Source organism: Candidatus Nitrosocosmicus sp. R, from assembly GCF_054408505.1.
The window spans coordinates 1,443,551-1,457,551 of sequence record NZ_CP167090.1; the positions used below are offsets into that span (position 1 = coordinate 1,443,551).

At 34.1% G+C, this 14,001-nt stretch carries 12 protein-coding genes; 5 read left to right on the forward strand and 7 right to left on the reverse strand.

Annotated features, from left to right (window positions below):
- Positions 1 to 37 precede the first annotated feature (37 nt).
- Entirely contained in the window at positions 38 to 1,399 is a 1,362-nt protein-coding gene (gene aspS, locus AAGU22_RS07465; protein WP_458721562.1) for an aspartate--tRNA(Asn) ligase, read from the reverse strand.
- Between the two features lie 1,748 nt (positions 1,400 to 3,147).
- Between aspS and trxA the strand changes: the two genes are divergently transcribed.
- Together trxA and alaS are read left to right on the forward strand one after the other, a co-directional pair.
- Positions 3,148 to 3,483, forward strand: a complete 336-nt coding sequence (gene trxA / locus AAGU22_RS07470; protein ID WP_458721563.1) for a thioredoxin — start codon at positions 3,148 to 3,150, stop codon at positions 3,481 to 3,483.
- A gap of 74 nt (positions 3,484 to 3,557) precedes the next feature.
- On the forward strand, positions 3,558 to 6,359 hold the full coding sequence (gene alaS / locus AAGU22_RS07475; protein ID WP_458721564.1) for an alanine--tRNA ligase: 2,802 nt from the start codon (positions 3,558 to 3,560) through the stop codon (positions 6,357 to 6,359).
- 183 nt (positions 6,360 to 6,542) lie between these two features.
- On the opposite strand, the gene AAGU22_RS07480 is transcribed toward alaS, so the two are convergent.
- Positions 6,543 to 7,637 carry a DUF1297 domain-containing protein gene (locus tag AAGU22_RS07480; RefSeq protein WP_458721565.1) on the reverse strand — a complete coding sequence of 365 codons (1,095 nt, stop codon included), beginning with the start codon at positions 7,635 to 7,637 and terminating at the stop codon, positions 6,543 to 6,545.
- A 67-nt stretch (positions 7,638 to 7,704) separates the two neighbouring features.
- Entirely contained in the window at positions 7,705 to 8,052 is a 348-nt protein-coding gene (gene tatA, locus AAGU22_RS07485) for a twin-arginine translocase TatA/TatE family subunit (protein WP_458721566.1), read from the reverse strand.
- Between the two features lie 99 nt (positions 8,053 to 8,151).
- On the opposite strand from tatA, the gene AAGU22_RS07490 reads away from it, so the two are divergent.
- Positions 8,152 to 8,472, forward strand: a complete 321-nt coding sequence (locus tag AAGU22_RS07490) for a hypothetical protein (RefSeq protein ID WP_458721567.1) — start codon at positions 8,152 to 8,154, stop codon at positions 8,470 to 8,472.
- On the opposite strand, the gene pyrH is transcribed toward AAGU22_RS07490, so the two are convergent.
- The 3 genes from pyrH to tmk are packed head-to-tail and all read right to left on the reverse strand — an operon-like array spanning position 8,465 to position 11,122.
- Positions 8,465 to 9,148 carry a UMP kinase gene (gene pyrH, locus AAGU22_RS07495; protein ID WP_458721568.1) on the reverse strand — a complete coding sequence of 228 codons (684 nt, stop codon included), beginning with the start codon at positions 9,146 to 9,148 and terminating at the stop codon, positions 8,465 to 8,467. The two genes, AAGU22_RS07490 and pyrH, sit on opposite strands and share 8 nt — an antisense overlap.
- A gap of 33 nt (positions 9,149 to 9,181) precedes the next feature.
- A complete protein-coding gene (locus tag AAGU22_RS07500) occupies positions 9,182 to 10,483 on the reverse strand; it encodes an HD domain-containing protein (RefSeq protein WP_458721569.1) in 1,302 nt (433 codons plus the stop codon).
- Positions 10,484 to 10,522: 39 nt separating this feature from the next.
- The gene (gene tmk / locus AAGU22_RS07505; RefSeq protein ID WP_458721570.1) at positions 10,523 to 11,122 is read right to left on the reverse strand and encodes a dTMP kinase; all 600 of its coding nucleotides are present in this window, start codon (positions 11,120 to 11,122) and stop codon (positions 10,523 to 10,525) included.
- Between the two features lie 83 nt (positions 11,123 to 11,205).
- On the opposite strand from tmk, the gene AAGU22_RS07510 reads away from it, so the two are divergent.
- On the forward strand, positions 11,206 to 11,535 hold the full coding sequence (locus AAGU22_RS07510; protein WP_458721571.1) for a hypothetical protein: 330 nt from the start codon (positions 11,206 to 11,208) through the stop codon (positions 11,533 to 11,535).
- Here AAGU22_RS07510 and AAGU22_RS07515 read toward each other — a convergent pair.
- Entirely contained in the window at positions 11,524 to 12,246 is a 723-nt protein-coding gene (locus AAGU22_RS07515; protein WP_458721572.1) for a hypothetical protein, read from the reverse strand. The two genes, AAGU22_RS07510 and AAGU22_RS07515, sit on opposite strands and share 12 nt — an antisense overlap.
- Before the next feature lie 88 nt (positions 12,247 to 12,334).
- On the opposite strand from AAGU22_RS07515, the gene AAGU22_RS07520 reads away from it, so the two are divergent.
- Positions 12,335 to 13,609: an aminotransferase class V-fold PLP-dependent enzyme gene (locus tag AAGU22_RS07520; protein ID WP_458721573.1), complete on the forward strand. Its 1,275-nt coding sequence runs from the start codon at positions 12,335 to 12,337 to the stop codon at positions 13,607 to 13,609.
- Positions 13,610 to 14,001: the final 392 nt, after the last annotated feature.

The window sequence follows — 14,001 nt, forward strand, 5'->3', positions numbered from 1 at the left end:
GTTAGTTATGGGGATCTAACGTTATTTTATATTTATCTTATGGGGTAAGCCTATCTATGTCTCTTGGATAAAAAGTTGCGTCTCTAATATTTTCCAGTTTTAATATGGCCATCAATAGTCTTTCTAACCCGAGTCCAAAACCAGCATGTGGAGGAACTCCATAATCAAAAACCCTCAGATGATAATCAAAAGCCTTATGACTTAGGCCCTTTTTTTTCATATTATTCATCAGATCAGCCTTATTATTGATACGTGTACTACCCGATGATAACTCAAGACTTCCATACATTAGGTCAAAGGATTCGCTTAATATCCCAGGATCATCTCCATTAATTGGCTCAGTCATTTGATCCATTTTCTTTGATTTCACATAGAAAGGCTTCGTTGAAGCAGGCCAATCAGTGATAAAATAAAATTCATCTCCAAAAAGATCCTTGAGTAGTTTTGGCGCAATATCATCTCCCCAGCGAATGTACTTGTGACTATTTTGTAATTTTTCTACTAATTGCGAGTATGTAATTCGACTGAAAGGGCTACTCACATTCGGAAGCTTAATTCCCAAACTCTCAAGTTCGACTTGATTTTTGTCACCAATACTTTGAATAACATATCGAATTAAATTATCTAGATAATCCATCATATCGGAATAGTCTACATATGCTTTTTCCACATCAACTGACATTGCTTCAGATAAATGTCTGTTTGTCCTAGAAGGTTCCGCTCTAAATATAGGAGCTATTTCAAATACATTTTCAAAAGCCATGGTCAACTGCTCTTTGTATAACTGTGGGCTTTGTGCCAAAAAAGCTTCCCGATCATAATAAAAGATTGGGAATAATGCGGCACCTCCTTCTGTAGCAGTAGCAATCATTTTTGGAGTATTAACTTCAACAAAATAATTGTCATTTAAATATTGCCTAATAGAATTTAGGATAGTATTCCTTATTTTAAAAACATTTTGTAAATGATTTCTCCTTAAATCTAGAGCCCTTAGGTCTAATCTAGTGTCAATACCAATTGAAGAAATGGATTGGGTAAGGAATGGGGCAGGTTTGTTAGAAACAGATAATATTTTGATCTCTTCAGGGATAACTTCATATTCCTTGCTCGAATTTTTTTGTTCAACAACCTTTCCCCTTATAGCGATTGAAGAATGTTCTTTCAAGCTTTTTAATGATTCAAATATATTTTCACTTAACTCCTTCCGCTTCACAAGAATTTGAATATCTCCAAATCTATCTCTTATTTGGACAAAAAGTACATTTCCATGGTCTCGTTTTGAAGATATCCATCCAATAACTGTAACAACCTTATTGATTACGGAATCTGAAATTTGGAAAGAATAATGAGTCCTTCGCCAGTCCCCCAATTCAGTTTCAGCAATGATTTTGTCTTCCAATATGATACAATATTTTCAAATTTTTATAAGAATATATCTTTTTCACCTCAAAGAGGTATGCATAAAACTTGCGCCCGGATTAGACCTTTGGGCAAATTATCTCAAATTTGTCTGACGGTTGGTTGGATACCAAGCTTAGCAAGGTATTTTAGTTGGGATTCTTCCATTCGTAGAAACTATGGTAATCCTGTAATAATACCCCGCGTGCCTCAGGTCTATTTGTGCAATAGAGATTTCAAAATGTACGGCGATTGATCCTAACAGGAAGTTGGAAATATGCAATGGGGGAACAGGGAAAGATGCTGAAATTAACAGGTAATGGATCTTTTGAATTGGAACTTGTCATTATTGAGGTATTTTATGTAGTTTTTTAATGAAATGGGTGAAAAAATGTAAAATATGGTCATTAACATATCCTTTTAGAAATTTCAATGTTAGAGGTGATTAAGATCGATAAATTTATGATAAATGTTGGTTCGTGCCGCTTCGCCTAATGTACTAAACGAAGATAGGGTGAACTAATGCTATATAAGCACATACTTATAATGGACATATATAAATGGTTAATTCATTATGTTATGGTATGCTAGTGTGTCGCTTTTATATATCAAGTGAACAAATTGACTGGTAAACCTATACTCGGAATATATTCACAACCCACTCATAAGTAAGGTTCTGTGCCCCATATTATGCCGGCTGAGTTACTTTAATCCACGTCCCTGATATGTATACTTCATCGTCCTTGCCGTCCCAAATTTGATGATATCATTATAGCACAACTACACTCACCTACTTTTGCCTGTGTCCATTTTTCATAAAATATAGGATTGCCTTCGAGGCTTAGTTCGCTCAATTTACATACCTCCTTTTTGTAAATATATCCAAACAAATTCAGCCAATTCTTCACCCGATAAAGAATGCAGACCTAATGAAACATAGTAAAAATTCATCGTGGTGTACGGTTCTATCCAGGATGTATTGAATTCAACTTAATGCAGGGTTTTCTCTAAGAGGTGTTGTAATGTTCTAATTTGAGAAATCTGCACCTTGGTACCTAATGTCATCCGTTGTCTCCGGATATTGAATATATACCTTAACCTTTGGTATTTCATGATAAAGTACGCTCTAATGTCACTTCCGTGTTTTTTCCCTTGGAAATTGATAGCAAGAGAATTTACTTGCTTATTGACAATTTGATTGCAATCCAAAACCACATGTATCTCGCATTCCCAACTCTGACCATCTTTTCATCAAAGATAAACTATGATTTCCTTCTTTTCTTTGTCGACAGGCTTTGTTGATTTTATCTGCATCCCGTCCAATTTTTTTAGATGAAAGAACGTGATTTCGACTTACAAAGTGGGAAAACATTCATGAAACAAGTATAATGGACAAAGGTAACAGTACTATTGCAGGCTACGACCAATGTGAGATTGTGTCAAATTCCTTTTCTGTTATTCTCATATGGTTTAGAGCCTTAGAGCCATAAAAAATTTTGTAAATAGAGTCGACCACGTAGCTTAGTTCTTTTAGAATTGCTAACTAATCCTTTCAAACCAGTTATTTTTTTTTGCTTATTCTCTTATTAATTATGAAATGTGAATAAATACCTATTAAGATTCCAAATTTTCAATCTTTCTTTATCCACCGCTGTTATATTTCTTCTTTCTAAACGATTATCAAGTTCATCAGAACTCCAAAATTTTTTTAAACAAATATTCAAATACGGTTAGAGCTAAATAATAGTAATGGGAAACGACAATGTCACTCACGTAACAACTGGAAATTGGGATTTAGAGGTCTTAAAAGCTGACAAACCAGTTTTTGTAGATTTTTGGGCCGAATGGTGTGGTCCATGCCGAATGGTTGGCCCAGTTGTTGAACAAATAGCACAATCCTATTCAGACAAAATAAAGGTGGTAAAATTAAATGTCGATGAAAATCAAGAAATTGCAATGAAATACGGTATCCAGTCTATTCCATCACTATTGATTTTCAAAAACGGAAAGGAGATAAAAAGAACAATAGGTGCAGCCCCAAAAGATACCTACGTTAAATTCATCAATGAGGCAATCTCTTCATAAGTGAAAAGTTTTTTTTAAATATTTTGAAATGATTTAAAAGCATTAATATTCTTAATACATAAATTATTTTTAATTTGAATAAATCCGAGCTTCTTTCACTTTTCTCCTCAGATTATGAAAAATATTATAAAGTTTCACTATTTGAAAAATTAGGCTTTATTCGTCAGAGTTGTTCTATTTGTAGTAGGTTCTTTTGGGCCATTCCTCTACGATCTATTTGTCCAGATCATGAAAACTATACATTTATTGGAAATCCACCGACTTTCAGAAGATATAGTTATACTCAATCGTGGGAGAAGATTAGGGATTACTTCAAAGAAAATGGTCACAGTATAGTTAACAGGTATCCGGTAGTATGTAGATGGAGAGATGACCTTTACTACACCATTGCTTCAATTGTAGATTTTCAAAGGGTCGCCGATAATAAAGTAATGTTCGAATTGCCCGGTAATCCACTAGTAGTCCCTCAAATGTGTTTAAGGTTTAATGACATTGAGAATGTCGGGATAACTGGGAGACACTATACCTCGTTTTGCATGGTAGGGCAAACATGCGATGCAGATTCCAAGGGAGGTTACTGGAAAGATCGGTGTATAGATCTGGATTTTGGATTATTGGTAGATATTTTCGGGATATCCCCCGCTGAAATAACGTTTGTAGAGGATGTATGGATTGGTGCGGGGGCATTTGGTAGCTCACTTGAATATTTTGTAAGGGGGTTGGAATTAGGCAACGCCGTTTTCACAGAATTTGAAGGTAATGAAAAAAATCATAGGGTTCTTAAGAACAAGATAATAGATATGGGCGCAGGTTTAGAGAGACTATCGTGGATAACAAACGGAACCCCAACCAGCTACGATTGTACTTTTGAACCGATACTAAAAAGGATATACGAAACGTCTGGGATGGATAATTCATTTAACTCGAATAGAAAAAACAATTCTCAATCCAAAATCCTTTCAGATTACTTTAGTAGAATTTCAGCAAAGTTGGAATCGACCTCTGATATTTTGCAGGTAAAAAAACAAATAGCACAAGAATTAAGTATAGATTTTGAAAAATTACAAAAAATTGTAGTCCCGTACGAATCATTATATACGATTATAGATCACACAAGAACTCTAGTTTTTGCTATAAGCGATGGCTCATTACCTTCAAACGTTGGAGGTGGATACAATCTAAGAGTTATCCTTAGAAGAACACTTTCTCTATTGAAACAACTTGACATAGGGCTCAAAGTCGCAGATATAGTTGATATGCATTTGAACCAACTACAACCGTTATACCCAGAATTAATGGAGTACAGAAATGACATTCATGAAGTCTTGGATATCGAGGGCAAGAGATTTATTGAGACACAAGATAGAATTGTTACAATTTCAAATAAAATAAAAAAAGGGAAAACCAAATTGAATTTAGATGATTTGATCCGACTTTATGAATCCGATGGGGTTACTCCTGATTATCTTGTTGAAAACGGACTTCTCGAATCGGTTCCAGCAAATTTTTACACAAGACTCTCGGAATTACATTCAACCAGTCGGTCTGAAAAAGGAGATAAAAAAGAATTCAATTTTGATGATAATGTTGACATTGATAGTATCACAGGAACGAAGTTATTGTATTACGACGACCCAAGTATTTATTCTTTTGACGCAAAGATATTAAAAATAATTAACAAGAATTTAATTGTTTTAGACAAAACTTGTTTTTATCCAAGGGGTGGAGGGCAGGAACCTGATTTTGGCTATATTGGTTCTTACAAAGTTGATAACGTGGTAAAAATCAAAGACAAGGTCCTTCATCACTTGATTGGGGAATTTGAACAAAAAGAAGGAGATGTCATCAAATGTGTGATTGAGAAGGAGAGGAGACTAGCCATAACCAAAAACCATACTGCTACTCACATAATCAATCATGCATCTAAAAGTGTCCTAGGTTCATGGGTTTGGCAAAACTCTGCATACAAGGACGAAACATATGCCAGGTTGGATATTACACATCATTCCGCTTTATCCAGGGAAGAAATGCAGGAAATAGAAAGAAAAGCAAATGAAATAATTAGAAGGAATTTGCCAGTCATGATTAATTTTTACACCAGAGGAATAGCAGAACAAAACTACAGCTTTAGAATCTACCAAGGCGGTGTTGTTCCATCAAACGATGTAAGGATCGTTAACATTGGAGGATTAGATATCGAAGCTTGTGGAGGAACCCATGTTTTCAACACAGGCGAATTAGGTCTTATCAAAATAATAAAGACAGAGAGAATTCAGGATGGAGTTGTTAGAATAGAATTTGTTGCTGGGGAAAATGCACTAAAACGTGTTCAAGATCAGGACAACCAGATACAATATATTGTTAATAAGCTGGGCACTAATCGAGAAAAAATTTTAGAAACATTCTCAAAAAATATTGATGAATTAGATAAATCAAAGAAGAAAATTAAAAGCCTTTTAAGAAGAATTTCAATTGCATCTGTGGATCAAACAATAAAGGACTCCATTGTTCTCAAATCAGAATCAGATGAAAATAGATTTCTGAATTGTTATTTTAGAATAGACGAAGAATTTGATGATCAATTCCATCTTTTGGTTGGCCAAACTACAGTAGAACAAAATCCAGAACTTGTTTACATTTCAGTAATAATCATGGAAAACAAATCAGCAAAAGTCATTGTCTTTTGTGGAAAAAATGCAATAAAAATAATTAAAGCAAATGTATTGGCAAGCAATCTATCAAAGATGCTTGGTGGCTCTGGTGGAGGAACACCTAATTTTGGACAAGGCGGAGGAAATATGATAGAAAATCTCAAAGGTCTTGAGGATATAGTAAGAAAAAGTCTGATAGAAAAACTTGAAGACACAACTAAATAGATTAATCATTTAAAAAAAGAGATTAATTTACTCGCTTCTTTGCGGGTCAAGTTGAGGCATTTTTTAGATGTAGAAGAGGTAGTTCAAATCCGTTAAATATGAATCTAAAATAATCCAGGGCTCCTTTCATTTCACCATTAGTAATTTAACTTTGGTAAAAAAATAATTGTTACCAATAAATAACTAGGTAACTAATTTCTTTAAATCGTTTGGGTTATCAAGTCCACGTCTGATTTCCATTGCTATTCTTCTGCCAACACCGAAAGTTTCCCCATATTTATATTTTGTATAAGGCGTTGTGGTAGCTAGAATCGGATTTCCTGGGACTCTAAGGGATACATCATAGACTATTATGTCCAAGTCTACAGTAACAACACTTTGTAGCGAAAAGGGACCAACAATACCAGGAGGATATTCCTTTAATGTACACTGAACAAATTTTTCCCCCATTTTGAATACTTTATCCAAAAGAGATTCTCTAATACTGGCCGGTGTATGGCCGACTTCTATATTCTGCAGGTCAATTGCCATTTCAAGTTGATTTACGGCAGGTATTGAAGTAGTAAAGTCATGTATGTTCGTTTGTAGTCTTCGTTCAATGCCCAAAAAATCAACATCTCCATCGAGTGGTGAATAAAAATAATTAAAATTGAAATAAGTACCTATAAGGTATTGTTCTATGGTAGAGTTATCCTTCAAGTCTGATGCATTTATTAACCCTGCTTCGATTCGTTTCTCAGATTTTATTTTATAGTCTTGGTAAGACGTTACTATGAAAAATGCTCTCTCAAGTTTTCTTTTGGCTTCCTGAATCTTGACCAGAGAAGGGCCTTCAATCTCTTCTGGAGTTGTATATATTTTTGGCATAGAAATATGAGCTTTTCTTAGCAAGTCATATTGATTATTAGGAAGGTGTCTTTCCTCAGCCTTAAGAATATATCTGTTTCCAAATACAGGAATTTTTAGCGATTTTTCAATATTATCAATCCCTAAATAAACTACAAATGATCTGTGTGGAACCAAAATCGTGTTCAAGCCAAGTAATTTGTTTTGATTTTCTGTATACATTAAATCAGAAAAATTATCTAAAACTAATATTTCATCAGCCAGTCGACTAAACTTTTGATATGGTAACTCCCTGCCTTTTTGGCATATGCATATGGTTCTAAACCCCTCATCTTTGGCACCATCCATTATTTCTAAAGCAGAGTGGCTTCCGATAACCCCCAAAGTAATATTATCCAAATCATATTTGTCTATTAGATTACCTACATCCATTTTTTAAATTCTCATTCCGGGACGTTATAGTTGAACTTTTTTCATATTTTAGTTCTTACTTGTAAATTTATTTTGGTGTACCTTGTTTCTTTAGCTCTTCATCAATGGCGTTTTTTAAATCTTGATCATCTTTATTTGAGTAATCAACACCCAATGTCTCTGCTATCGATTCCAGTTTTTCTCTGTCAATAGATTGTTGTCCTTTTTCCTGATTGGATGTTTCGTTTGCAAGGGACTTTTTTGCCTCTACTCTGGCCTTCTGAAATTCACTGGTTGCTCTACCCATTGATCTAGCTAATTCTGGAATTTTTTTGGCACCAAAAAATATGACAACGATAACTAAAATTATTATTATCCATTCCATTCCGTTTATGAATGCCATAAAAATTAATTTGCAATCCCCATTAATAAACAAATATTCAAAATCTCCTCCAGAATATTTAGCTTTAAGAATGCACAGGTTTTAATACTGTCCAAAATGTAAATAAGGTTCTTAAATAAATTGAATCATACTATGAGGTACAACGAAGCAGCATTTATCGGACAGCAACGTTCAAGAGCCGCCCAAATGAAATTATTTGATTACGCAGGATTTGCTATGTTAACTTATACAATAAAAAAAAGCCCCAAAGATGACGGCTTTCTGCCTGTTGGAGAAGATTTGTTCGTTAGTAAGGCGATTTATGATAACAACATAATCATATATCTTACAGACGAAGAAGGATATGCCAAGGCACAAACCAAACCCATGGGTATCACCGAGGGCGAAAAGATATTAGATAAGATTTCATCAGACGGAATGAAATTTTTTGAAGGAGATTTAAAAACTATATAATAATTTCTGTCCCCATTTTGACATTTTCAAGTATCAATTTTTCAATGTTGTTTATGGTTGATTTGAATACTACTGTTGGTAAATTGGATCTTTCTATCACTTTTAAGCTTATCAGATCCATCAAGTCATATGTACCTGCCATAGATTTTTCTGATTTTAAAATGTTAACACAATCTTGGACTTTTATCTTGTCGTATTTATTGGCTTCTGGATTTGTTCTAGGATCAGAATCATATATTCCATCAACATCTGTAGCGTTGTAAAACTTTGTTGCACCTACACGTTCGGCTATCAGAGCTGAAGTTGCGTTCGTGCTCTGACCAGGATAAATCCCACCTGTTACTATAACTAAACCGGATAAGAGAGCTACAGAGATTTCTTCTAGATTCTTAGGCGGTAGGGGATAACAATATCCTGCCAGACCTGAGATCAAAAGTCTCGCATTCAAATGTGAGACCTGGATTCCAATCAAATCAAGTCCGGATTCATCCATTCCCAAGCTTCGTGATAAATTAATATAAAATCTCGCTATCTTTCCCCCACCGGTAATAATGAGTGGTTGATAAACTTGGCTTAATTTTTTTATCAACTGTACATAGTCATTTAATTGAGAAGAGGTTGTGTCAAAATTAAATAAACTCCCACTTAATTTTATCACTATCCTTGGTTTATCCATAGAATTTCATTTGGCAAGTGATTATAAAAATCGTTAGAAATTTTGGTTTTCAGAATCTTCAAGTATAGATTCAAAGTATTTCCTTTTTTCTGGGGTGGTATATACTCTCATCATATCAAGATATCCAGTGATGACATTAATCAAAGGTAATTGATCAAAAGACTTTTCATATTCTGCCTGCTCACTTATTATCATGATGGAAGTAACCTCTTCCTTCTTTGGTGCCAATGGGATCGAAGGAGCTCTGGAAATATCCAAAAAAACTGGTTCCCCATAATTTTGATTTTGTCCAATAAGCCTTTTTACTATAGAGATTTGTTTTTCAAAATCAATAGTCCTACTAAGAAGGCTTCTCGATTGTATATTGTTACGCTCATCTTCGTATCTCTGATTAGTCAACGAAAAATATTCATAAATGCATTTTAGTAAATTTCGTCTTTTGTAGTCTCTTGCAAGCTTCACAGCAAAAGTATCCATAGTTTGTGAATTTGATGGTCGAAAATTGCACAATAATTCTAGGATCATCTCGTCATGCAAATTAAAAAAATCCTCAAGGGAATCAAAATCAGTCAAGTGCAGAGACTTGTTGAGATGTTTCATCGAATGTAAGATCATGACTTCGCCGGACCTAACTGTTTTGTGAAAATACACTGATTTGAACATTTGATATCTTGATATCAGCATTGACTCGTATGAATATAATGCGGATTTGTTTATCCCCAATACTTTTGAAGACGCAACTTCCAGAGAATTAATAATTCTAAAATAATCTATTTTTCCATATTCAGTACCGGAAAAATAACTATCCCGTGGTAAGTAATCCATCAAATCTACAGATAAACCGCCAGAAATAACTTCATTTAAAAAGCCTGAATTATGTTTTCCAAAGCTTAAGGAAGATATAGTAGCAGGATTATATCCATTTTGTATAATAATATCAGATATCTTGGTTTCCAAGATAATCCTCTCTCCGAGGTTTTCGTGAGAGCTGTTTTTAGAATCTTTAAGAATTTCCTCAAATAAATGAGAATATGGACCGTGTCCTACATCATGTAAAAGGGCTGCCAACCTTAGCTGCTGGATTAAATCGTTATCTGTAAAGTATCCCTTATCATATAACGTTTGACCGGCCATCCCAGCTAGGAACATTGAACCAAGGGAATGCTCGAATCTGGAATGAAGTGCACCAGGATAAACAAGATGCGCACCAGCTAACTGACGAATTCTCCGGAGTCTTTGAAAAATATGGGTATCTATTATCTCTTTTTCTACCTGGGTAAATTTTATGTTTTTATGTATTGGATCAGTAATTTCTCCTACGTATTTTAGAGCCATATTTGTTCTCCACTCTCTTTATCCATGTTTTAAAAAATGCTATTGTTCTCCTACTATGTTAAGGATTGATTTAAAAATAATATCCTTAGAATTATCCGATTGTAAAACATTCCAATTAAATACTTTGGCCAGTTCTAGATAATTAGTTCTTACTTTTTCTAAGAACTCATGATTTTTCTCAAAATCGTCTAGGACAAAATTATTTGCAATACTTCGTAAATATGAAACACGAGGGCTCACATCTAGAACTATAGTAACGTCTTCTTTTGGCATGCCTTTATCTAGGATAGACAACCATTCGAAGTTTAAGCCGCTGGCAAGGCCATATACTAAATTGGATTGATAGTATCTGTTTAAGATAATTGTTTTTCCAGACCTTAAGGCGTTTAGAATATTTTCTTTTTTCTCCCATCGATTTGCTGAAAGAAGTATGTGCTTAGTTTCAGCATTGTATTGGACTTTGCCATCTAAGAAGGATCGTATTTCTTTTCCTATTTTGGTAGAGTAATCTGGAAAGCTAAATAATTCTGTTAGACCGGGATATCTATCATTGAAGTAATCTTGTAGCAAATGAGCTTGAGTTGTTTTGCCTGATTTGTCAAGGCCTTCTAAAACAATGATTTTTCCCACGTGTTCCATGATTATATTTTTTCCCTAGACTTTATCATACGTAATAAGGGAAAAAGTTTTAATTTATAAATCCTTTAGATTAAACTACAGCATTGAAACTTGGATTTATCAAACCTGTGCTCATTCTTGCTAGTATTTTTGTATTGATATACTTTGCATTTGCCGCTGGATTAATAAATGCAATCATAGAAGGCCATGATTACAATCAGGCTGTTTTTCTACCTTCTCGAGCAGTACAAAACAACTATGAGACGATGATAGGCATTACTTTGTTGGTATTCGGATTTGTTGGTGCCCTGATAGCTGTCAAAGCATTTAATGTAGAAAAATTATATGAAAAATATGCCCTATTGGGTTCAGGCTTTTTGATAATGATGGTATCTTTAATTTTCATGTACAAGATAATGGAATTAAAGGCCTAAAGAAACCGAGTTAAAATCTGCTGAAGGTTTTTTGATCATTTTCCGAGTATGCGGAAAATTAGGAAAATCAGGCGAGGTTTTGTAAGCGGAACTAGGAGTTTTCTTTAAGATAGTAATAAACAAGTCATCCTTATCTTGAAAATATTCAAGTAAAGAAACTAAATTTGAAATCCTTCTGAAATGATTATTTTCGTGGTATGGAAATGCATCATCTGAAATAGTTTCAGATATTAATCGATCGATGCTACTTTGTGACTGATAGGATGTGATTATTACTGGTATTTCCTTATTAGGATGACACTCAAATAGTATTTTTATCAAGTTTAAGCTCTTATATCCTGCGTCTTTTGCAGGAGCATGATGCAACCTAGCGATGCGGTGGGGGGCCTTCATATTTTTGTCATTGTTGGTAATCTCATTAATCCCATAAAAGCTAAAGTAATCTAACAACCCATTTAGTGAATCTATTACTATGAGTGAATTGCATTTATCATATTCAATAACCTTGTCGACCATCGCACTGTGGGTAATTTGATAAGGAAGAAATATCTCAATATCACGATAAGGATCACACTTTGAACATAATGCCTGATTATTTTTTAGCGAGGTCAATTGAGTGTCAAAATCCATTATCAAAATATTCCAACCCCTAAATTCAGTGATTAATTTCTCAATTAAGGTTATTTTAGCATTAATATCATAATAATACATTAAATTTATTCCACTTGAGATTATGGGATATAGAAATGAAGGTAGTATTTCAGCTCACCTTAAATAATAATGCCTAATCTGATATATATTGAGTAACCAAGGAAATATGACTATTTTTGATAAAGAAATGTTAGACAGTATCAACTCAGATTTTTATATAACCAAAAGAAGAATCTATTTGAATAATGGTTCGATTAGCCCTCTCCCCATTTCTTCCATTAAATCAATGACAGATTTTAATATACGATATTCCGAAGTTGGTCCAGATTCTAAAGAGTTTGCAGATTATATGGACGAACTTAAATTGGAGACTCGAAAACGGGTTGCAGATCTACTAAATGGGCGCGAGGATGAAGTTATTTTCACCCAAAGTACCACAGAAGGAATCAACATGATTGCTAATGGACTGGCTTGGAAAGGTAATGATAGATTATTAATTAGGAATTCGTTAAACGAGCACTTTTCAAATTATTTGCCTTGGATAAGACTCTCTGCAGAAAAAAACCTACAAGTCAGGAGTTTCCCAGAAGAAAAGGTCGAGAGTTATGGAAATTCACTGATTGAGAAATTTGCCAGTATTTATAATAAAGAGACTTTTAAATTGGTTTCTACAAGCCATGTAATTTATAATGATGGATCAATCACTCCAGTTGACAAAATTGGAAACATTATAAAAAAAAGGAACAAAGATACTCTATTTTCCATTGATGGAGCTCAAAGTGTTGGTGCCATGATAACCGACGTAAGGAAAATGAAATGCGATTTTCTAACTTTTCCTGGCTTTAAGTGGCTGTGTGGGCCTTTAGGAGTTGGAATACTCTATGTCAAAAAGCAGGTGATGGAAGATTTGAATCCTGTGTCCATAGGATCAGGAACTGCAGAGCTTGTATTTCCTAAAAATAAGAACTCAAAGGCAAATAAGAGCAAGAACTCAATGGAATCCACTAAATACCACAAGTATCCAGAAAAGTATCATGCTAATTTTAGGAACTTCCCCGGGTTGGCAGGACTTGAAGCCTCACTGCGATATCTGCTAAGAGTGGGAATACAAAATATTTTCCAACGCAACAAATATCTTGCTTCAATATTGAGGCAGGAATTAATGAAAATCAATGATTTAGTATTGCATGAAGCAACCCAGGAAGAATTCAGATCATCACTTGTTTCATTTTCTTTTAGAAAACAAAATAATGCCAGAATCCAAAAATTAAATGCCAGGTTACAGTTGGAAGGGGTGATTTTGGCAGAAAGGGAAATAGGTACAAGAAAAATCTTGAGAGCATCACCACATTTTTACAATTCCGAAGATGAAATGGTAAGGACAGCCAACTCAATAAGATCATTGATAAAAGTTATAGATTAGAATAAGCAGGAGGAATAGAAGGTAGAAACTCTTACTATCATCGTTACAACTATTACTTTAGCTCGCTCATATCAATACTCTATTATCTACTATCCAATTTAGATAAATTATTTGAAAAATAATATTATAGGACTAGGGATCAATTAAGTAACAGAAAATCATTAAGCTAGTTGCAATGTTGGTATGGATGGTTGGTTGGACGGATATGGAGTCATTCATATCGCTATTGTGAAAAATTATTACCGGTTCATGATTATGTCTCAAAAAAGATACTGAAGTCACTATGAGAGTTGACCAATAATTCTGATTATCACGATACTCAATACCCTTATTGCAAAAACGTTGAATTTGTAAATTTATTGTTTTGATAAATTGGCCTGGGGTAATGTTGG